This window comes from Corynebacterium suranareeae, from assembly GCF_002355155.1.
Lineage (GTDB): Bacteria > Actinomycetota > Actinomycetes > Mycobacteriales > Mycobacteriaceae > Corynebacterium > Corynebacterium suranareeae.
Genome location: NZ_AP017369.1, coordinates 2,622,108 through 2,641,723, shown reverse-complemented (window position 1 = coordinate 2,641,723; position 19,616 = coordinate 2,622,108). Strand labels below are relative to the sequence as shown.

Here is a 19,616-nt window from a genome sequence, read left to right as displayed (position 1 = left end):
GCTTTATTCTGTGTGCGAGGTCTAGCCTGTGCTGCATGAAGCCGGATATAGCAGCGCGACTTAAAGGTCTGACCCAGCCCACGGGAGAGGAAGACCTGTTGCGTGTGGGTTATCCAACGCCGCGGTTTCAAATTTCTACCAAGCATGCTCTTGTGGTGTGCATCGTTGTCATGCTGGGTTTGGCTGGTTGGTTTTTTACACGTGAGAAACCGGTGAATCCACCCACCATGGCTGCGTTGGCGGAGACCTATCACACGCCTGCCCCAAGTTCGCACATTGTGGTGTCGGTGGTGGGGCACGTGGAGAAACCGGGGTTGGTAACACTTGCTGAAGGCTCCCGGGTTGCTGATGCGTTGGGTATTGCAGGTGCCTTGCCAGACGCTGATCTGACGGCATTGAACTTGGCACAATTGCTTATCGACGGCACCCAGATCCATGTTTTAGCAATCGGCGAGGCGCCAGCACCTGAGGTGGCACCAGGAGCAAGTAGTGCTGGTTTGGTGTCGTTAAATTCCGCCACGGTTGCTGATTTGATTACTTTGCCAGGGGTGGGGGAGAAGACAGCACAGGCGATCGTGGAGTTTCGTGATAGCAACGGTGGTTTTAGCTCCGTGGAAGATTTGCTTCAGGTTAAAGGTATTGGGCCTTCGAAATTTGAACAGATTGCTGCATTGGTGTCGCTATGACTGAGCTGCGATTAGTCCCGGTTGCCGCGGTGATGTGGATAGCGGTAGCAGCGCTGATTATTAGTGCGCTTCACGTGTTGGCATTGGGAATCATTGTTGTCGCAGTGATGGTAGCAGTGGCCTTTAAGCACTGGGGTCAGGGACTTGTCATTGGTGCTGTAAGTCTTGGGGGAGTAGCTATAGCTGCGCTAAGGATGAACAGTGCCCAAGAGTTTGTTCGGCCTGATACATGGGTGGGGACGGCTGAAAACATCAAAATTTTAGACAGCGGAGATCAACTCATCAGCTTTAAAGTAGAAGGTTTTCCAGCGCTCATCCCTGTGTTTTACTCAGGTGATCTCAGCATTGAAAAGGCATCGGTGATTGCAGTGTCGGGGCGAGAAAGCCCTGATAGTTTTGCAGGCATTGGTGATCTCACGATCTCTACAACTGATATTGAGTTACTCTCACCTGCCACTGGATATAGCGCATGGGTGAATCAGGTGCGCGATGGGTTTGCACAGTCAGTTGAAACAAGCGTGGGGGAGTCCTCTCGCGGCTTAATTCCAGGCATGGTGTTGGGAGATACCAGGCTTCAAGGAACTATTGAATCCCAAACATATATTGACACTGGTCTGTCACATCTTTCTGCTGTCAGTGGCAGCAATGTGGCAATCGTTGTCTCTTCAGTGGTGGTGCTGTCATACTTTCTTACCGCAGGTCCAAGGACCAGAGTGGCTGCTTCACTTTCCGCGTTGGTTATCTTTGTTTCCCTGGTTGGTTTTGAACCGAGTGTTTTACGCGCCTCTGTCACCGGCATAGTGGGGCTGTTAGCCATCATTAACTCTTCACGAATGGAACCAATGCATGGTTTGTGCTTGGCAGTGATCTTTCTGCTTTTCTATGATTCAAATCTGGCCGTGCAATATGGCTTTTTGCTGTCGTGTGCTGCAACAGCAGGCATCGTGGTGCTTAACCCATTGTTGTACCTGGCTCTTGGTCCACCGTTAGCGAGGTGGAGAGTTCCCGATATTGTGGTCCGAGCGTTGGCGGTATCTATTGCTGCGGATCTTGTCACCATTCCGATTATTGCGTTGATGGCCAGGCAGGTTTCCTTGGTGTCCGTGTTGGCCAATGTTTTAGTCGATATTGCCGTACCGCCGATTACTTTGCTCGGCCTTGTGGCGGTGTTGGCAAGTCTTTTGCCCTGGCCGGTGGAATACGTGCTTCTAAAAATAATTGAACCGTTTACGTGGTGGATTCACCAGGTAGCAACGTGGTGCCAGCAACTGCCCAATTCCACCGTTGAGATCAATGCAGGATGGCTAGGCATTGCATGGGCAAGTGTGGCGGCACTATGGGTGGTGGTCATTATCCACAAAGGCTTTATCCGCACCCTTTTAATTTGCTGCGCACTCTTTTTCCTTTTTGGGATGTGGCACGGGAGACTTCCTGAGCAGATGGATCCAACACATATGCGCTTTGTCATTATTTCTGAGGAATCAGAAATCCCCGACGTGGACAAAGGCACAGAGTTGATCATTGTTAAAGACCCTAAGGGAAGCATGTCTCAGAGACCTATTGTGACATCCGAAGGTGTTCCGGTGTTGTACCCCTACCGAGATGGCGAGGTAAGTATCCACATTGACGGCACGCAACATGCAGCGGACGGGAGGTTTTAAGACAACTTGTGGCACGATGGTCTCGTGGCATCTGCACCTATTTCAGTTCAACCTTCAGTTCATCTTATTCTCGGCGATGATGAGTTCCTTGCTGAACGTGCACGCTTAAAAATCGTGCAGGATATCCGCGAATCTATGGCTAATCCAGATTCTTTGCAAGTTTCCACCTTGAAAGCTAGTGAGATTACGCAAGGTGAATTGCTAGATGCACTGAGCCCTTCGTTGTTTGCCGAAGACCGGGTGGTGGTCCTGACCAACATGGATCAAGCTGGTCAAGATGCTGTAGATCTAACGCTTTCTGCAGCTGTAAACCCAGGGCCGGGCACCTATTTGATCGTGATGCACTCTGGTGGTGGACGGTCTAAATCCATGGTGAAAAAGCTAGAAAAGATCGCTGTGGTGCATGGTGCAGAAAAGCTGAAAGATCGCGACCGTCCAGCATGGGTGAAGCAGGAGTTTAAAAACCATAAGGTTGCGGTCACTCCCGATGTTGTCCATGCTCTGTTAGAAGGTGTGGGATCTGATCTTCGGGAACTTGCTTCAGCAGTATCCCAATTGGTGGATGATACGCAAGGCAATGTGACTGTAGAAAAAGTCCGTGACTACTACGTTGGGGTTGCTGAGGTTTCAGGCTTTGATATCGCTGATTCTGCCTGTGCAGGGCAGGTATCAAAAGCTGTGGCTAGTACGAGACGGGCATTGCAATTAGGCACAAGCCCTGTCGCACTGGCAGCAGCGCTGAGCATGAAGGTAGGGCAAATAGCCAGGCTCTATTCCACCAGGGGTCGAATCAACGGGTTTGAACTGGCTAAAGAATTGGGCATGCCTCCTTTTGTCGTGGAGAAAACAGCGAAAGTTGCTAGAAATTGGTCTGGAGATTCCGTTAGTGAAGCCGTGATTTTGATGGCTGACCTGGATGCCGCAGTGAAAGGACAAAGCGGTGACCCAGAATTTGCCATTGAAGCAGCAGTGCGAAAAGTGGCAGAGCTGGCAAGGCGTTAACGTTTTCGCGCGGGGAGTAAGATAAGCCAGCATGACTGATCCACAACTGCCTGATGATGTTCAAGAATTGGTAACTAAGATCTTTGGACTAGCACGTGAAGGGGGTGCAAACTCCGCTGCCACCTTAGGTGCGTATGTCGACAACGGTGTTGACGTTAATCTTTCCAATCAAGACGGCAACACTTTATTGATGCTTGCTGCATATGCCGGACACGTTGAGGTTGTTCAGGCTTTGATTGATCGTGGTGCTGATGTAAACCGCGTGAACAACCGCAATCAGACCCCACTGGCTGGTGCGATTTTCAAAAAGGAAGACGCCGTTATCGAGGCATTGCTTGCAGCTGGAGCTGATCCGAAAGCTGGAACCCCAAGCGCCATTGATACCGCCAAGATGTTTGGCCGCGAGGACCTTGTAGAACGCTTCGAGTCATAGGCCAGTGGAGTGGACCGCTTTTTCAACCCTCGTACTGCTTAATTTAGTAGGTAGTTTATCGCCGGGGCCGGATACCTTTTTCCTTCTTCGTTTAGCTACACGATCTAGAGCACACGCCATTGCAGGTGTTGCAGGGATCGTCACTGGCTTAACGGTGTGGGTAACGCTGACTGTCGTCGGCGCGGCAGCGCTTCTAACCACCTATCCGTCGATTCTTAGCATCATCCAGCTAGTCGGCGGCACATACCTAAGCTTCATGGGCTTCAAGCTGCTTCGCGCAGCCATAAAAGAGCTTTTCGACGCCCACCAGTTCCGCTTCAACGCACACGCCCGACCTATCCCGGATGCTGTTGAAGCACTTGGAACCCGCAAGCAGGTCTACAGGCAAGGGTTGGCCACCAATTTATCGAACCCAAAGGTAGTGATGTATTTCGCTGCTATTTTGGCACCACTGATGCCAGCACACCCCTCGCCTTTGTTAGCAGTGGGGATCATTGCTGCCATCTTGGTACAAACCTTTGTCACGTTTTCGGTTGTCTGCGTCATTGTTTCTACAGAACGAGTGCGTAAAACAATGCTGCGCGCCGGGCCGTGGTTTGATCTTCTCGCCGGCGTGGTTTTCCTCGTTGTCGGAATAACCTTAATTTATGAAGGACTGACCGGTTTGTTGGGTTAAGCAAAAGCTAGGGGCCTTACCCATCAGTGATTGGTAAGGCCCCTAGCTTTAAAAGACCAAAAAATTAGCCGAGCTTGTTGAATGCGCCAGCCATGTTGGACTTCTTGTTAGCAGCGTTGTTGATGTGGTAGACACCCTTGGTTACTGCCTTGTCCAGTGCGCGGGAAGCTACGCGGAGCTGAGCCTGAGCTGCATCCTTGTCGCCAGCTTCGATAGCTGCATTGAACTTGCGGATCTCGGTGCGGACTGCGGAGCGGATTGCCTGGTTACGCAGACGAGCCTTCTCGTTGGTCTTGTTACGCTTGATCTGAGACTTGATGTTTGCCATCGCAAATACCTCTTGAACTTTCTAGTTAAAGTTGTGTACAAACCCACCAATAAGTGCTTCTCCCGCAGTTAGAAAAACTTACTTGGCAGAAAGTGCAACGAACCCAAGGTCCTGTCCGCATGTCACTTAACTGCTCACATTAAAGATGGACAACAGCGTTCAAGAATATCAGTTGTGGTGCCTAATTCCAAATGTGGTTTAGGCCCAGTCAAAGTCGTTTCGAAGGCGGTTGGCAATGCGCTCAAATCGGCCCTGCGGGATGACAGTTCCTTGTCGTCTGATGCCAAGTTCAGACACTTCGAGTACTCGATCCAGGCGGACCCAACTTTGACGCCCTCGTGGATCCCAACCTCCAGATCCAATATCGATCCAATCCTCATGGGACCGGTGTTCGGGGTTGCAGGAAATTAGTAGTCCGAGGATGGCGTTTCGGTTTCTACCTACAACAACGATGGCGCGTTCACGAGGTGGTAGCGAAGGGCCATCCGCTGGAGCCCAAATCCATACAACTTCACCGGGATCTGCCTGGCCATCCATATCGGGGGCGTAGAAAATTAAGCGCGCCATTGATTCTGTTGGAACAACAGAGATTTCCGTTGTTTCATGCAGTGCCGCTTGGTCGCTGCCGGGGTTGGAGCTAGTGGCAGAATCCCCGATGCCAAGACCTAACCCTTCGCGGAGATCAGCAAGACTGTTATCTACTTGTTTGCGTGGCGGGTGGGTGAGAAATCGAAGCGCACGTTTAAACAAACCAGGCTTATTTCTATCGGAACTGTCGCCTGAAGCCTTCCGTGCGAGCGTAGAGCTCATGTGTTCTCACCTTTTGTATCGGCCGTGGATCTTGTTAAAAGAAAAGACCCAGCAAATAATGCTGATTTCATTTTCTGTTTCATTAGCTAATATCGCAAGATTGAGTCATGCGTTACATCAAAAGGGGGTAGTTTAGGGGGTTAGAGAATCAAGGAGAAATTCCTGATTGCCCGGCGGTTTAGGGCTGTTTAATTGTTTTGGTTTGCTCAGGTAGAGTAGGACACCGTTATTTAATTGAAGGGACCCCTGACGCATATGGCAGAGAAATTTGCAGAAAAAACATTTACGGATCCATCCAGGATTCGTAACTTCTGCATCATTGCTCACATTGACCACGGTAAATCTACGCTCGCTGATCGTATCCTGCAGCTATCTAATGTTGTGGATGCCCGCGATATGCGTGATCAGTACCTGGACAACATGGACATCGAACGTGAACGTGGCATCACTATTAAGGCCCAAAACGTTCGCCTGCCATGGATTCCTCGAAGTGGTGAGTTTGAGGGCCAGCAAATCGTTATGCAGATGATTGATACGCCGGGCCACGTTGACTTCACGTATGAGGTCTCCCGAGCTTTGGAAGCGTGTGAAGGCGCAATCCTGCTTGTTGATGCAGCTCAGGGCATTGAAGCCCAGACGTTGGCTAACTTGTACCTGGCTATGGAAAATGATCTGGAGATCATTCCTGTGCTCAACAAGATTGATTTGCCAGCGGCTGACCCAGAAAAGTACGCATTAGAAATTGCAAACATCGTTGGCTGCGAACCAGAAGATGTCTTGCGAGTATCTGGTAAAACCGGCATGGGTGTACCGGAGCTATTGGATAAAGTTGTAGAGCTGATTCCAGCACCAACCTCCGATTTTGAAGATGATGCTCCAGCACGCGCCATGATTTTCGATTCGGTCTATGACACCTACCGCGGTGTGGTCACATACATCCGCATGATGGACGGCAAGTTGACACCACGCCAAAAGATCAAGATGATGTCTACTGGCGCCACGCATGAGTTGCTAGAAATCGGCATTGTTAGCCCGACTCCTAAAAAGTGTGAAGGGCTTGGCCCCGGTGAAGTGGGCTACCTCATCACCGGTGTGAAGGATGTTCGCCAGTCCAAAGTTGGTGACACGGTTACCTGGGCAATCCATGGCGCTGAAGACCCACTTCGCGGCTACCAGGAACCAACACCGATGGTTTATTCGGGCTTGTTCCCAATTTCCCAAGCGGATTTCCCCGACTTGCGCGATGCGCTCGAAAAGCTCCAGCTTAACGACGCCTCCCTCACGTACGAACCCGAAACGTCGGTCGCTTTGGGCTTTGGTTTCCGCTGTGGGTTCCTCGGTCTGTTGCACATGGAAATTACCCGTGACCGTCTCGAGCGCGAGTTCGGGCTTGATCTGATTTCTACTGCACCTTCGGTGAACTACAGAGTTGTTGATGAAGCAGGCAAAGAACACCGCGTACACAACCCATCCGATTGGCCAGGCGGAAAGCTCAGCGAAGTGTATGAGCCAATTGTGAAGGTCACCATCATTGTTCCTAGTGAATTTGTGGGACCAACAATGGAGCTGTGTCAGACAAAGCGTGGACAAATGGGTGGCATGGACTACCTGTCTGAAGACCGCGTGGAACTTCGATACACCATGCCACTGGGTGAGATCATCTTCGATTTCTTCGATATGTTGAAGTCTCGCACCAAGGGATACGCTTCCTTGAACTACGAGGAAGCTGGAGAGCAAACAGCTGATCTGGTCAAGGTTGATATCTTGCTCCAGGGCGAACCAGTGGATGCATTCTCTGCGATTGTCCACCGTGATAATGCGCAGTGGTATGGCAATAAGATGACGGTGAAACTGAAAGAACTCATTCCACGTCAGCAGTTTGAGGTGCCGGTGCAGGCTGCCATTGGTTCCAAGGTTATTGCACGTGAGAATATCCGTGCGTTGCGCAAGGACGTTTTGGCTAAGTGCTACGGTGGCGATATTTCTCGAAAGCGCAAGCTTTTGGAGAAGCAGAAGGCCGGTAAGAAGCGCATGAAGAACATTGGATCCGTTGAGGTTCCTCAGGAAGCATTCGTCGCAGCACTATCTACCGACGAAGGATAAGCTACACCTTAAAAAATGGTGTCCGGTGAGTTCACGCTCACCGGACACCATTTTTTTCATACAACCGCTCTGCAGGTGCAAGAACTGGGGCGTCCGGTAGGGGGAAGCGTCGAAAAGCGAAAGTTTTTCAAGGCGGAAGATTTGTTTAATACCCCTGAATGAGGGGTTAAAGGTAATACGTGCACTAGGTCACTTGTAGGTCTCACTGTTAAGGTTGCACACAATGGTGATCCCTTTTCCGGGGTAGAGCCATGTGAAAAATGAATCATGGTTGCTTTCGTTGACCGTGATGTGAACTGGAGACACCACATGCGAAGAAGAGCACCTGCTGCCGCCGGAATCATCGCGACCTTGAGTTTAACTCTCGCGTCATGCGCTGACCTCGGCGGATTAGACCTTGATACCGTCGGAGCCGAGGATAAAACTACCTACATCAAATTGGCGTTAAACCAATCTGAATCCCACCCAAGCTTTATTGCGTTGGACCACCTGTCGGAGCGTTTTGAAGAAGCAACCGATGGCCGATGGAAGATTGAAGTTTTCCCGAACGAGCAATTGGGTTCACAACAGGAAGTCCTGCAGTTTGTGAAATCCGGTGCAATCGAGATGGCGATTGTGTCCGGTACACAGCTGGAAAACATGAACAAGGACTTCCAAGTTCTTAATATGCCCACCACATTTGGCAGCATCGAGCATCAAATGAGGGTGATTCGGGATCAAGACCTGATGGAACCGCTGTTCCAGAGTCTTAATGAATCAGACAATATTTCGGTTATCGGTGGCTTTACCCAAGGCACACGAAACCTCTACACCACAGATGCACCAGTGAAAACCCCAGCTGACTTGGCTGGAAAGAAAATCCGTGTGCAGGAATCTGCCATGCATATCCGCATGATTGAGCTGATGGGTGGATCGGCAACCCCGCTGTCCTACGGTGAGGTATACACCGCGATGCAGTCTGGCGTTTTGGATGGTGCTGAAAACAATGAAATCAGCTATGTTACCCAGAACCACTTTGAGGTAGCACCATACAACAGCAACACCAATCACCTTGTTGGTTTGGACTATATGATCATGCGCCACGATTTGCTTGAAGCCATGAGCGAGCCAGATCGTGAGCTGTTCCTGAAAGAATGGGATGCTGCCATGACTGAACACACAGATTTGTGGAATTCAGAAACCGATGCAGTGATTGAAAAGGCTAAAGCTGCAGGAGCGGAATTTATCGACGTTGATGCGGAGGCCTTTGCCGAAGCTTTGGCTCCGATCAAAGATGAATTCCTAACCACAGACTTCCAGCGCAAGCTTTATGACGATGTGCGTAGTTTTGATACCGCTGGAGGTGCTGCATCATGATGACACTCAAATCAGGAATCACCAAAGCATTGGGATTTGCTAGCACTATTTTGTTTGCGGTGCTGGTCTGCGTGACAGTGTGGCAGGTGTTTAGCCGCCAGGTTTTACACAACCCATCCACGTGGTCTGAAGAACTATCCAAACTGTTATTTGTGTGGCTTTCGTTTATTGGTAGTGCGTTCCTCTTCGGCGAACGCGGACACATTGCGGTGGATTTCCTAGCCCGCAAGCTACCGCTTAAAACGCAGCGTGTGTTGCAGGTAATTGTGCAGCTCTTGGTTGTTCTATTTGCCCTGCTTGGCATGATTTGGGGCGGATATCTCGCTGCATCAATCGCATGGAACCAGCAGCTAACTGCACTGCCATTAACTATTGGTTGGGTCTACGTGGTTATTCCGATTGCCGGAATCTTTATCGCGCTTTTTGCCATTATCGATCTGATCTCTGTGGCTAGCGGAAAAGAAGATCCATATCCAGAAGTTGATGAGTCAGAAGAACCCCGTGACTTAGACGAGCTCGAAGGCCATGATCCTTCGGCTGCAGTAGCAGGCTCAGCGGAAGGGAAGAACTAATTATGTTGTCACCAGCAGCTGTAGCAGCATTAATTCTTGTCATCGGCATTGTGGTACTTATCATCGCATCAGTACCCGTTGCCATCGCCATTGGTTTGCCATCTTTGATTGCAGCGATGGCTGTTCTTGGTCCGGAAAACGCCGCGCAGGCCGTTGCCCAGCGCATGTTTACCGGTACGAACTCATTTACGCTTTTAGCGATTCCTTTCTTCGTCTTAGCCGGATCGCTGATGAACTCCGGTGGTATTGCAACAAGGCTTATCGACGCCGCCAAGGTGCTTGTCGGCCGCATGCCTGCCTCCATGGCGAACACAAACATCGCCGCTAATGGTCTTTTCGGTGCAGTTTCAGGTGCAGCAGTGGCCGCAGCATCTGCTGTCGGTACCGTGATGACACCAAAGATGAAAGAGGAAGGTTACTCCCGCGCGTACTCCGCTGCAGTGAACGTGGCTTCCGCCCCTGCAGGAATGCTGATTCCGCCATCGAATACCTTCATTGTGTACTCCTTGGTGTCTTCAACCTCCATTGCCGCATTATTCATGGCAGGTGTCGGACCTGGACTGTTGTGGATTTTGGCCTGTGTCATTGTGGGCACATGGCTGGCACGTAAAGAAAACTACAAGCGTGATCAGGTACACCCAACCTTCAAGCAAGCACTCGTGGTGCTGTGGCGTGCAGTCCCATCCTTGCTCATGATTGTCATTGTGGTGGGCGGTATCTTGCTGGGCTGGTTTACCCCAACCGAGTCTGCAGCAATTGCGGTGGTATATTGCCTGGTCTTGGGCTTTATCTACCGCACGATCAAAGTGGGGGATTTGGCGGAGATTTTGCTGAAAGCTACCCGCACAACCTCGATTGTCATGTTGCTGATTGCCGTGTCTGCTGCATTGTCTTGGGTGATGGCATTTGCCAAGATTCCTCAGATGATTGCTGAAGCGTTGCTTTCAGTTTCTGATTCCAAGGTCGTCATTTTGCTGATCATGATGTTCATCTTGCTACTCATTGGCACAGTGATGGATCCGACCCCAGCAATTTTGATCTTCGTTCCTATCTTCCTACCTGTTGTCACTGAACTAGGCGTTGATCCTATCCACTTCGGTGCGATGGTGGTGATGAACCTTTCCGTGGGTGTTATTACACCACCGGTTGGCAACGTCTTGTTTGTTGGTTCGCAGGTAGCAGGACTTCGCGTCGAAACGGTGATCAGGCGCCTGTGGCCGTATCTTGCAGCCATTATTATCGCCTTGTTCATCGTTGTGTTTGTTCCTCAGATTTCTGTGTGGCTCCCGACAACCATGGGATTAATGGCAGGTTAGAAGTTTCCTTAAACCTTAAAACCGTTACAGCTTTTCTCTATTTGGTAGAGCAGGGCTGTGGCGGTTTTTTGCTTAGTAAAAGTTAAGCAAGATTAGTCAAAGTGATAGAAAACTATGCGATGCTTATTATTTTAATATCAAATATTTGCACTATATGTTCTCCTAGTTGGAGACTGCACTCGTCAAGTTTTTGAGACAGCTTGATTGAGTTTTTCTCTTACGCTGCTGCTAGCCCATACTGTTGCTGATATGCGGTCAAGCACCAGCGGGCAACAGCCCCTGGTTATTGCTATAAGGACGGCGCCGGTTGCACCAACCCGCGATATATTCCATCACCGTGGCCCTGGCCGAAAGGTGATTCTTACAGCCACAATGGTGATACATTTCGGTTTTCAGAAGAGAAGAAATACTCCGCTACTGCATTATCCCAATACACCCCGCTCACTCCCATCGACTCGGTGATCTTGTTGCCGCACATCACTTCTGAAATTCTCCGGAAGTGTATTACGATCCTTGATCCGAGTGAAAAATTGCATCCTCAGGATGAAGATGCCCATGATCACCTGCCATACCTAGCGCGTTAATCACCAACGGTGTGGGCATAGTGGAATCCATCGACCACCCCACCACCATTCGCGTAGCCAAATCAATCACGGTAGCCAAGTACAGCCACCCCGAACCCGTCTTTAGGCAGGTGATGTCATCGACAAGCCTGGCCCCAGGTACGTCGGCGGTGAAGTCTCGTTTCCTGTGGCTGTCGAGCATATGATTGTGGATGTGCTCGGTTCGTGCTGCGGGGTCACTGCCCGTGGTGTTCTTCCAGGCACGCATCCATCTGGCACGCACTCCTCATTCGTTCATAATTGATCCCACGATCCCAACAGAAACTTTGACACCCCGCTGGTACAGCACCATGGTCTGCTGATCCCTACCAGCCATCTGGTTGCTGTCTTTAAACTCCTGGACGACCTCGTCCCTGAAATACACGTGTCTTTTAGCAGTTGGCGTTAGACCCGCAGGCTTTGGGCAGCAATAATACGACGACTGCGGATACGCCCAGTTTCCTATCACATTCATGTGATAGAAAAGACGGCCTTATCTTGCTCGATGAACGCATCGAAATCCTATACAGGTGCTTCGCTGCAAAGAAAGCTCTGGCTTTTCCCAGAAACTCATTCTCTCGTTTCAACGCAGCATTCTCAGCCTGCAAAGCCTTGTATTTCGCTCACTCAACAGGGCCTGGTTCATCCACACCAGCATCGGGGTGTTTAAGTTTTCCAGGCTTACCCACGCACCCAATGTTGCTTCTTGGATGCCTAACTCGGTGGCTACATCTTTGATGGAGCGCCCGGATGATACGACGAGTTGTACAGCCCCTGCTTTGAACTCTTCAGTGAAGATACGGCGATTCGACATGGAACTAATTCTCCTAGCCCCTGTCTCAAATCACCATACGGGCGCACCCCCGCCTCGACTGTTATACCCGCCTCATGACACAGGAAAATTTTATAGGAATTCCGTCAGTGAGACGGGGAACACGGAGTGAACGAAATATTACTGTCGCCTTTTGCTGTTAAACATGACCTGCGGTTAAAGCTCCTCTCTAGATAACGATAAGTTTTTCTGGGGCGACCGCATACATGGCAGTGTCTTGGTTAGTCGAGGGGTGAATCCACGGTGGCCTCTTCGATGGAGTGTGGATCTAGCACAACCTTGATGCATCCGTCGTGCTTTTTTTGGAACTTCTCATAAGCCGACGGTGCATCTACAAGAGGTACGCGGTGTGTGACCAGGTCATCTACCCCTAGAGGATCGGATGAATCTTCTACTAGCGGTAGGAGGTCATCGATCCATCTTTTTACGTTGCACTGGCCCATACGCAGTTGAATTTGTTTATCAAAGAGAGTGAGCATTGGCATCGGGCTAGCCTGTCCACCGTAGACACCGGAGAGTGAGATAGTTCCGCCACGGCGTACCAAATCGATAGCTGAATGCACAGCCGAGAGGCGGTCCAATCCGCCGTGTTCCATCATTTTCCGACCGAGTGCATCGGGCAGCACACCGATAGCTTGATGGGCAAGTTTGCCTACAGAGGAACCGTGAGCTTCCATACCCACGGCATCTACGACACAGTCTGGACCACGCCCGTCAGTGGTGTCTCGGATAGCGTCATTTGTGTCTTCATTAAAATCGAACACCTCGATACCGTGACGGGCCGCCATTGCACGACGTTCAGGGACCGGATCGATACCGAATACCCGGGCGCCCAAATGCCGACCGATGCGTGCTGCCATTTGTCCCACTGGGCCTAGACCGTAGACAGCAAGTGTGTCACCTTCGCGGACACCGGCGTACTTCACACCTTGCCATGCAGTCGGCAAAACATCACTTAGGAAGAGGTAGCGGTGGTCAGGTAGTTCCTCACCGACTTTGATGGGGCCGAAATCAGCGTGTGGAACTCTCAGGTATTGTGCCTGCGCACCCGGTACAGAACCATACAGACGGGAGTAACCGAAGAGTTTCGCTCCAGAACCGTGTTCGGTCACCTGGGTCGTTTCGCATTGCGAGTACAATCCGCGTTTACACATCCAGCAGGTGCCACAAGAGATCGTGAAGGGAATGACTACACGATCCCCTTCCTTTAGGTGGGTAGCTGACCCTGCTTCGACAACTCTTCCCATTGGTTCATGTCCGATGATGTCGCCAGGATCCATGAAAGGCCCAAGTACTTCATAAAGATGAAGGTCTGAACCGCAGATAGCAGTGGACGTCACTTCGATAATGGCATCCGTGGAGGTTTTAAGCTCTGGATCGGGTACGGTTTCTACACTTACTTTTCGTTTTCCTTGCCAGGTCAACGCTTTCATTTTTCTCCTTAGGTAGGGAAGTGTTGGTCAAATAGTCGAGCAGGCCTCGACTAATTTGTTGTACAACAGGTGCAGGGCATGCTCTTCGGTTGCGTGGAGAATCTCCTCTGGTTCACCGCGGAAATGGTGTAGCTCAGTGTGAATAGCATCACGGACCATGACTGCTATCCACGTTGTGCCTGGGGGTTTTCCTTCTTGGTCACTTGGCCCGCCTGCACCCGAGACAGCAACGGTCGCATCCGCAGTCATCAGATCAGCAATACCAGTGACCATGGCATTCACCGCTGCTTCTGTTATAACTGGGGTTCCTTCGGGCACCCCAAGCACCTCATATTTGATCCGAGTTTCATAGCAAACTATGCCTCCAGCCAACCATCGAGAGGAATCCGGAGCAGCACTAAGTCGGCTAGTGATTTTTCCACCGGTCAACGATTCTGCAACGGCAACAGTAAAACCATGATGGGTGGCCAATTCGGAAATCTGTGTGGCAACGTTAGTAAGAGTCATAGCTGATCAATAGTTCTGAGGAGGATCACTGGCTGGAAAAGACTCATATTCCCATTCCTCCACAGTCTCCGCATTATTTTTCGGACCCTCGGTATTTATATCGCCGTTTTTTGGTTCCGTAGGATCGAGGTTCTCTCCTTTTGCCCTTTTCTTTGGGTCAGTCATCTCTAGCTCCTATTCTTGAGGGTGGATTGTTTGATCTTTGTAGACCTCATGTGTTTTTAATAAAGCTCGGGAACGTGCATAAGTGTGTACCTCATCTAAAACTGTGAGTCGATCGGGGATGTTATCGCGGAACTTCGCGAAAGGCGTGCGGTCCATCTGCGTTTTTCCGAGGACTTAATTACAGTTTCCCACCCGCCTTTTAACGATTACTGCACTGCGCGTCAGCTCGGTCTCGAGCCGCATCGTCAGGGAGGGCGACTTGCCACCCGCTCGTTGTCCTTTAACCTTCCTATCTTTTCAGCGTCGTCTGCGACGGCCTGTCGGTATGACATCTGCTTGAGAGTTGATCGTTGGATAAAATTTTTTAAAGATTCTCGTTTCGTCTGGATTTCCACGGCCAAAGCCGAGACTGTCGCGAACATTGGGGTGTCTACGTAGTCATGTGCCACTCGGTCCGTGGCTGCGGTTGCCCCGGTCAAGTGGTTGGTAAGTTGCAGCTGAAGAGGCTCTTCTTGCGACATCTCATTGGGAATGTCACCCGAGGGGGCGACAGGGACCCGTTCACGGGGGCGCAGCGGTAGAAACGAAGCCCTTTGGCCACTACACAGAGCGTTAAACAATTCGCGCAAAGCATCGGCCACACTGTGCTGTGGTTGCCAACCTAATCCCTTCACCGCACCGGAGCTATCCATCATGGGTGCTTGCATGGCCATATCAATACAGCCAGCATTCGCAGCTACCGTACCAGCCTTGTCGCAGCTGTAGTGAGTCGATGCTATGCCGGTGGCGGGCCAATTCTCTTCCCGCAGAGGCGGGTTTTCTTTATCTTTACGGCTGTGATCAGGAGCATGAGCCCCTACGGAGCTAGCGACCACCAGGCGTGGCACTCCAGCAGCAGCTATAGCCTCGGCGACGCGTCGGGTGCCCTTCACATTTACTCGGCTGAGAAGTTCTCGGCGCTTGTTCGGCTGAATTAACCAGGCTAAATGAATTACCGCGTCAGTTCCTTGGAGTATGTCGGTTAATTCAATGATTGCGTCGGTAGCAGTACTGGCTGCAGCGATATCCACAGTTTCCCACTCGCAGCCAGCGTAAGGTTTGAAGTTAGCATCAGGAAGACGCCGAGCGATACCGGTAATGTGTGTAACTTCATGGGTGGACTGCAACGCTTTGAGCACAGCAGTACCGTGGTTGCCTGTGGCTCCAATAATAACGACTCGCATAGTGGTCTCCTAAACATAATTAATCTGTTGTGGAATCTAGGTCGTGCGGTCGAGTGTGGCCTAGCCTACACGTAATGCTGTTGTTACGAGTGCCTCCGCTTTCTGGGTAAAACTGATTAATTACTATTGTGACGCTTCGCGAAGTCGTCCTTCGAGTGGTAGGACGGCAGCCCCACCGTATTGAGTATGGGCTCGGCACCCACCGGAATGCATCTACATATCCCAAGCGTTTGGGTACTCCAAGAATCCGAAGATTTAGCATTCTTACCCAGCCGTGAGGTGGCGAAAATATCTGAGCATTTTCTCGTAGTTAGCATTTGGGAGTATGTCGGAATCTAGGACGGGTTCAGGTGCTACCCGGCCTGCAACGGTTTGAGGGGCACCCATTCAGTAGGACCTACAGCATTAAAATAAGACGAACCTTGAGCTGCTAATAAAATAAGCCCAGCGTATAGGATTCAGGGGCGGCTATTTCGTTGACATGATGTGGACAATTTGTTTAAGAGTGATCTTTACGTCGATTGCGGATGCTTCTACCCAGAGTGTCTTTGTTTAAGCACCCAGAACTGACTAGGTGGTGGGGCGTTTATCCTGGGGGAGCGGTTGATTTTTCAACGCTCTCACCTAAACGTCTATGAGAATAGGGTGATGAGGGTGGTCCACAAACCGGAAGAGGGATCAGAAATTTGGTGTCGTGTCGGAAAAGCTGTGTGCGTTTTCGTTCCTCATCGTGGGGATCCGTATGGCTCGTAGATACTGTTGTTTTGTGTGGCGGGGGCTGTGCTTAGTAGGCGAACGTTATGCAGTGTCGATTCATTGGTGCTGAGATCGCTGAGGATCTGCTGGAGTAACACCTGTTCATTCTTCGTGTCGTACACCTCAACTTTCTTATGTGAGCCCTATGTTGAATAGACTTTAGAACGATGATCGGCAAGTCTCCTTCGTGTCCCGGGTTGTAGGGTAGCCGGTGCCTGCCAAGCAGGGCTTAATCCTGGTGGGTCACGTAAGAGACTAAATGAATCTCAAAGTGAGCAGATTTTTTATTTTTAGTGTAAAAATTTTAGCAGCGATTGCTTAGTAAAAGTTAAGTAAAAATCTTTCAGAGTCGACGTAGTCAGTACGACGCTTAATTTTTTATTACTTTAGATTCTCCTACGTTGAGCGTTAAAGACGGAATGAAAATTCTTCCTGTCTGGGGTTTCCTGATTAAAATACATTTATATATTCTGCAATCTAACTTATTATAAGAAAGTTAGCTAAGTTCCTAATCTTAAGCTATTCTTAGGCTTGTCCCGCTTTGTTAAGCGAAATCTCAGATAAGAATACTTAGGAAGAGGTGCCATGACTTTCTTTAAAGTCTCAGCCTTTAAAAGAGTCGGAATTCTTGCAAGCACAGCTGCAATCGCTCTAGCCAGCCTTCAAGCAGTCTCCGCTTCACCAGTATCAGCCATGGGATCAAGCGATCTTGGCGTAACTCCAGCTATCGCCCCTGTATTTGCACAACCAGCTGCCGCAGGTAATTCTTCAGCAGTAGAAACTGCGGTATTGAACCAAATCAATCTGTATCGTGCGCAACACGGTTTGGGGGCAGTGGCAGCAGATGCCAACCTAGCTGCCGGCGCGCATTCATGGGCACAAAGCCTCACTGATTCCGGTGCACCAGCAGGACATCCAGCTGGCGGAAACTTCTATGAAAACGTCGCGTACTGCAGCAGCCCAGAACGTGCAGTTACCTTGTGGGATGGATCGCCATCGCACAAGAACAATATGTTGCAGCAGGGAATCACCCGCGGTGGTGTGGGAGTTGTAGCCCGCCCAGATGGAAGCTACACAGTAGTGTTCCGCGCACTGTAAATAGCGGAAACCTGCTAGAGAGCATCAACAATGAAAGCTACGTTGATGCTCTCTAATTCTTTTTCTCCCGGTTCTAAACCATTGTCCACAAGCTCCTCAACAACGGGAGGGCTAAGTGGGATCATCCACCCGTGATCGGGGTGAAGTGTGGGGCGAGCTCGGGGATCATCAATAGGAATGACGCTGAGCGGGCGGCCCTTGGGTCCGGTGAAGCGGGTGGGGTTAAGGTGGCTGGCGGCGTCGATAAGCATGGTGGCGCTGTGCTGATCGATGTTGATAATAACTAAAGATTCCGCCATAAATACATCAAGCACCTCCGCGACAACGTCCCGGATCTGGGGAGGCAGGGCCAAAAGATCCGGTTCGGATTTGCGGAAGCGCTTGAAAAAAGATGGGGGCAAGGCGACTAGCTTTCACTGCGGAGAAGTGGTTTTAGCTAATCATAAGGCCAAACCCCGCGGGGAAATAGTTAGGCGCGGAAAAACTGCTGGAGCATAGGGAACGCTGCGAGCAATTGTTGGATAAATCCACCTAGGGCTCCTGCAATGCCGACAACTGCCAAAACTGAAGTGGCAAGCGAGCCTGCGACGCTGCCAGAGATAAACTCATTGGACGAGCTGCCTTGAGGCTGTGTGTTGTCGCATTCACCGTCGATGATCTGAGCGGAATTAAGAGAAGTACCCTCGTTTGAGGAGGCGTCATCTGCCCAAAGGTAGCTCGTAGCAGTGACAGTGCCACCCTTTTCACACGCCAGTTCAGTGGTGAACGTACAAAAGCCCTCGTTAGCCCAATTACCTAGTTGGACTGGGCGTTCATAGATCAAATCATCCGACTTGGACAATGAAGATCCATCCCAGTCAAGAACTTCAGACATGCCGTCGCACGCTTCATCACATAAGACGCTGAGCTTTTTGCTTGCTGCGTTGTAATCAAGGGCCATGACGCCTTCGAACGCGGACTCATATCGTTGGAGCAACACAGGATCCTGTGCAGAAAGGTCGACCACGAGGAGGTCGCCTGTTTCCTCGACGCCAACAACGAAGATATTGTCTTCTAGCTGCGCGATAGCTTCAAGGCCACCATTAGGTTGGATATCGCCGGTGAACTCCGAAAGATTCCACTCTGCAACAGCCGTTTGTACGCCGTCTTTGCCAGTGGGATTAGCAAATTTCAAAATGGATGGGCGCGAGACATTCTTATTAGCATTGTCGCGTTCAGTGGATAGATAAATATCACCGTTTTTAGCTGCGACAATTCCCTCAGCATCTGGTTGTCCGCCACCTTCTGGGTAGGCAGTTTCCCACTGACCACTGAGCTCATAAGAATTATCAGCAGGGTCGTGTGCAAGGGAGTAGATTTTGCCGATGTCATTGTTGGCGATCCATGCTGTTCCTGACGCATCGAAATCGACACCCGACATGTCTTCACCAGTGAAATCTCCACCGAGGTGCACAGGGGAAATCTTCACATCGTGGAAAGGGAGCTGGGCGTTGGTAACCAGACCTGGCTCTTCCGAGCCCGAAGCTGCAATATTTTTAGCACCTGGGGTGGACGCACCTGTTTCAGCGAACTCGCCAACCATATCGGGGACGCGGCCATAAGTGTGCTCTGCGTGTTTACCCAGATCTTTCCACGAATAAGAATCCACAGTCTCACCCGCAGCGTTACGCAAAGTTACAGTGTCATCTTTGCCTAGACCGAAATGGTCTGTGCCACCATAGGTGTTGTTGGTCGATTGATAATTTTCGGCGTCGGTGTAGATAACAAAGTATCCGCCGGACTCAATTTCAGTTCCTTCTGGCAAAACAACAGCGTTTTCATCTTTTTCGTCCACCAAAGTCCAACCAGAGATATCGATGGAGTTGTTGTTGTCCGTGTTTGCCAACTCAACGAAATCTCCGATTGGATCACCGTTGGACTCGACCTCATTAATAACGATCGGTGACTTATCAGTCGGTGCAGCATGTGTTGGAACAATGCTGGTGGCGATGGTGCCGCACACAACAGATGCAACTACCGGAGCCAGCAAGACGTTTCGCTTTTTCACGTCAACTACT

21 protein-coding genes are annotated in these 19,616 nt (G+C 50.4%); 10 read left to right on the top strand and 11 right to left on the bottom strand.

Features of this window, described 5'->3' with window-relative positions; genetic code table 11:
* Positions 1–35: 35 nt before the first annotated feature.
* From N24_RS12220 to N24_RS12200, 5 genes are read left to right on the top strand one after another with little or no spacing between them, the layout of a single operon-like run.
* Positions 36–686 carry a ComEA family DNA-binding protein gene (locus N24_RS12220; RefSeq protein WP_096457533.1) on the top strand — a complete coding sequence of 217 codons (651 nt, stop codon included), beginning with the start codon at positions 36–38 and terminating at the stop codon, positions 684–686.
* Entirely contained in the window at positions 683–2,347 is a 1,665-nt protein-coding gene (locus N24_RS12215; protein WP_096457530.1) for a ComEC/Rec2 family competence protein, read from the top strand. Before N24_RS12220 ends, N24_RS12215 begins: the two co-directional genes overlap by 4 nt.
* A gap of 6 nt (positions 2,348–2,353) precedes the next feature.
* The gene (gene holA, locus N24_RS12210) at positions 2,354–3,349 is read left to right on the top strand and encodes a DNA polymerase III subunit delta (RefSeq protein ID WP_096457527.1); all 996 of its coding nucleotides are present in this window, start codon (positions 2,354–2,356) and stop codon (positions 3,347–3,349) included.
* Between the two features lie 31 nt (positions 3,350–3,380).
* Positions 3,381–3,782 carry an ankyrin repeat domain-containing protein gene (locus N24_RS12205; protein WP_096457524.1) on the top strand — a complete coding sequence of 134 codons (402 nt, stop codon included), beginning with the start codon at positions 3,381–3,383 and terminating at the stop codon, positions 3,780–3,782.
* A 4-nt stretch (positions 3,783–3,786) separates the two neighbouring features.
* The gene (locus tag N24_RS12200) at positions 3,787–4,458 is read left to right on the top strand and encodes a LysE family translocator (protein ID WP_096457521.1); all 672 of its coding nucleotides are present in this window, start codon (positions 3,787–3,789) and stop codon (positions 4,456–4,458) included.
* A 64-nt stretch (positions 4,459–4,522) separates the two neighbouring features.
* On the opposite strand, the gene rpsT is transcribed toward N24_RS12200, so the two are convergent.
* Together rpsT and N24_RS12190 are read right to left on the bottom strand one after the other, a co-directional pair.
* Positions 4,523–4,786, bottom strand: coding sequence for a 30S ribosomal protein S20 (gene rpsT / locus N24_RS12195; protein ID WP_096457515.1), 264 nt, complete (start codon positions 4,784–4,786; stop codon positions 4,523–4,525).
* Positions 4,787–4,984: 198 nt separating this feature from the next.
* The gene (locus N24_RS12190; RefSeq protein ID WP_096457512.1) at positions 4,985–5,596 is read right to left on the bottom strand and encodes a type II toxin-antitoxin system PemK/MazF family toxin; all 612 of its coding nucleotides are present in this window, start codon (positions 5,594–5,596) and stop codon (positions 4,985–4,987) included.
* Positions 5,597–5,851: 255 nt separating this feature from the next.
* Between N24_RS12190 and lepA the strand changes: the two genes are divergently transcribed.
* The 4 genes from lepA (at position 5,852) to N24_RS12170 (ending at position 10,943) form a co-directional block, all read left to right on the top strand.
* Positions 5,852–7,699 carry a translation elongation factor 4 gene (lepA, locus tag N24_RS12185; protein ID WP_096457509.1) on the top strand — a complete coding sequence of 616 codons (1,848 nt, stop codon included), beginning with the start codon at positions 5,852–5,854 and terminating at the stop codon, positions 7,697–7,699.
* Between the two features lie 309 nt (positions 7,700–8,008).
* Entirely contained in the window at positions 8,009–9,055 is a 1,047-nt protein-coding gene (locus tag N24_RS12180; RefSeq protein WP_167382190.1) for a TRAP transporter substrate-binding protein, read from the top strand.
* Complete coding sequence (locus N24_RS12175; protein WP_167382107.1) at positions 9,052–9,627, top strand: TRAP transporter small permease; 576 nt, start codon at positions 9,052–9,054, stop codon at positions 9,625–9,627. The genes N24_RS12180 and N24_RS12175 overlap by 4 nt, the downstream gene beginning before the upstream one ends.
* 2 nt (positions 9,628–9,629) lie before the next feature.
* On the top strand, positions 9,630–10,943 hold the full coding sequence (locus N24_RS12170; RefSeq protein ID WP_096457506.1) for a TRAP transporter large permease: 1,314 nt from the start codon (positions 9,630–9,632) through the stop codon (positions 10,941–10,943).
* A gap of 255 nt (positions 10,944–11,198) precedes the next feature.
* On the opposite strand, the gene N24_RS16730 is transcribed toward N24_RS12170, so the two are convergent.
* From N24_RS16730 to N24_RS12135, 7 genes are all read right to left on the bottom strand, one after another.
* Entirely contained in the window at positions 11,199–11,339 is a 141-nt protein-coding gene (locus tag N24_RS16730; RefSeq protein ID WP_408607607.1) for an IS3 family transposase, read from the bottom strand.
* 108 nt (positions 11,340–11,447) lie between these two features.
* Positions 11,448–11,774, bottom strand: coding sequence for a DDE-type integrase/transposase/recombinase (locus tag N24_RS12160; RefSeq protein ID WP_096457500.1), 327 nt, complete (start codon positions 11,772–11,774; stop codon positions 11,448–11,450).
* Positions 11,775–12,128: 354 nt separating this feature from the next.
* Positions 12,129–12,359, bottom strand: a complete 231-nt coding sequence (locus N24_RS12150) for a transposase (RefSeq protein WP_096457494.1) — start codon at positions 12,357–12,359, stop codon at positions 12,129–12,131.
* Between the two features lie 239 nt (positions 12,360–12,598).
* Complete coding sequence (locus N24_RS12145) at positions 12,599–13,810, bottom strand: zinc-dependent alcohol dehydrogenase (RefSeq protein ID WP_096457491.1); 1,212 nt, start codon at positions 13,808–13,810, stop codon at positions 12,599–12,601.
* 27 nt (positions 13,811–13,837) lie between these two features.
* Complete coding sequence (locus tag N24_RS12140) at positions 13,838–14,317, bottom strand: CinA family protein (RefSeq protein WP_096457488.1); 480 nt, start codon at positions 14,315–14,317, stop codon at positions 13,838–13,840.
* A gap of 6 nt (positions 14,318–14,323) precedes the next feature.
* Positions 14,324–14,482 (bottom strand): hypothetical protein, encoded by a 159-nt coding sequence (locus N24_RS16285; RefSeq protein WP_157736425.1) that lies wholly within the window; start codon positions 14,480–14,482, stop codon positions 14,324–14,326.
* A 245-nt stretch (positions 14,483–14,727) separates the two neighbouring features.
* A complete protein-coding gene (locus N24_RS12135; RefSeq protein WP_231911003.1) occupies positions 14,728–15,705 on the bottom strand; it encodes an NAD-dependent epimerase/dehydratase family protein in 978 nt (325 codons plus the stop codon).
* Positions 15,706–17,046: 1,341 nt separating this feature from the next.
* On the opposite strand from N24_RS12135, the gene N24_RS12130 reads away from it, so the two are divergent.
* A complete protein-coding gene (locus N24_RS12130; RefSeq protein WP_096457485.1) occupies positions 17,047–17,559 on the top strand; it encodes a CAP domain-containing protein in 513 nt (170 codons plus the stop codon).
* Between the two features lie 14 nt (positions 17,560–17,573).
* On the opposite strand, the gene N24_RS12125 is transcribed toward N24_RS12130, so the two are convergent.
* Entirely contained in the window at positions 17,574–17,960 is a 387-nt protein-coding gene (locus N24_RS12125; protein ID WP_096457482.1) for a hypothetical protein, read from the bottom strand.
* Between the two features lie 68 nt (positions 17,961–18,028).
* Positions 18,029–19,606 carry a lamin tail domain-containing protein gene (locus tag N24_RS12120; protein WP_231911002.1) on the bottom strand — a complete coding sequence of 526 codons (1,578 nt, stop codon included), beginning with the start codon at positions 19,604–19,606 and terminating at the stop codon, positions 18,029–18,031.
* Positions 19,607–19,616 lie beyond the last annotated feature (10 nt).

Coding starts and splice junctions, on each gene's coding strand:
- N24_RS12130 (WP_096457485.1), top strand. CDS start 17,047: ATGACTTTCTTTAAAGTCTCAGCCTTTAAAAGAGTCGGAATTCTTGCA.
- N24_RS12135 (WP_231911003.1), bottom strand. CDS start 15,705: ATGCGAGTCGTTATTATTGGAGCCACAGGCAACCACGGTACTGCTGTG.
- N24_RS12215 (WP_096457530.1), top strand. CDS start 683: ATGACTGAGCTGCGATTAGTCCCGGTTGCCGCGGTGATGTGGATAGCG.
- N24_RS12190 (WP_096457512.1), bottom strand. CDS start 5,596: ATGAGCTCTACGCTCGCACGGAAGGCTTCAGGCGACAGTTCCGATAGA.
- lepA (WP_096457509.1), top strand. CDS start 5,852: ATGGCAGAGAAATTTGCAGAAAAAACATTTACGGATCCATCCAGGATT.
- N24_RS12160 (WP_096457500.1), bottom strand. CDS start 11,774: ATGCGTGCCTGGAAGAACACCACGGGCAGTGACCCCGCAGCACGAACC.
- N24_RS16285 (WP_157736425.1), bottom strand. CDS start 14,482: ATGACTGACCCAAAGAAAAGGGCAAAAGGAGAGAACCTCGATCCTACG.
- N24_RS12145 (WP_096457491.1), bottom strand. CDS start 13,810: ATGAAAGCGTTGACCTGGCAAGGAAAACGAAAAGTAAGTGTAGAAACC.
- N24_RS12140 (WP_096457488.1), bottom strand. CDS start 14,317: ATGACTCTTACTAACGTTGCCACACAGATTTCCGAATTGGCCACCCAT.
- N24_RS12170 (WP_096457506.1), top strand. CDS start 9,630: ATGTTGTCACCAGCAGCTGTAGCAGCATTAATTCTTGTCATCGGCATT.
- N24_RS12205 (WP_096457524.1), top strand. CDS start 3,381: ATGACTGATCCACAACTGCCTGATGATGTTCAAGAATTGGTAACTAAG.
- N24_RS12180 (WP_167382190.1), top strand. CDS start 8,009: ATGCGAAGAAGAGCACCTGCTGCCGCCGGAATCATCGCGACCTTGAGT.
- N24_RS12220 (WP_096457533.1), top strand. CDS start 36: ATGAAGCCGGATATAGCAGCGCGACTTAAAGGTCTGACCCAGCCCACG.
- N24_RS12175 (WP_167382107.1), top strand. CDS start 9,052: ATGATGACACTCAAATCAGGAATCACCAAAGCATTGGGATTTGCTAGC.
- rpsT (WP_096457515.1), bottom strand. CDS start 4,786: ATGGCAAACATCAAGTCTCAGATCAAGCGTAACAAGACCAACGAGAAG.
- N24_RS12150 (WP_096457494.1), bottom strand. CDS start 12,359: ATGTCGAATCGCCGTATCTTCACTGAAGAGTTCAAAGCAGGGGCTGTA.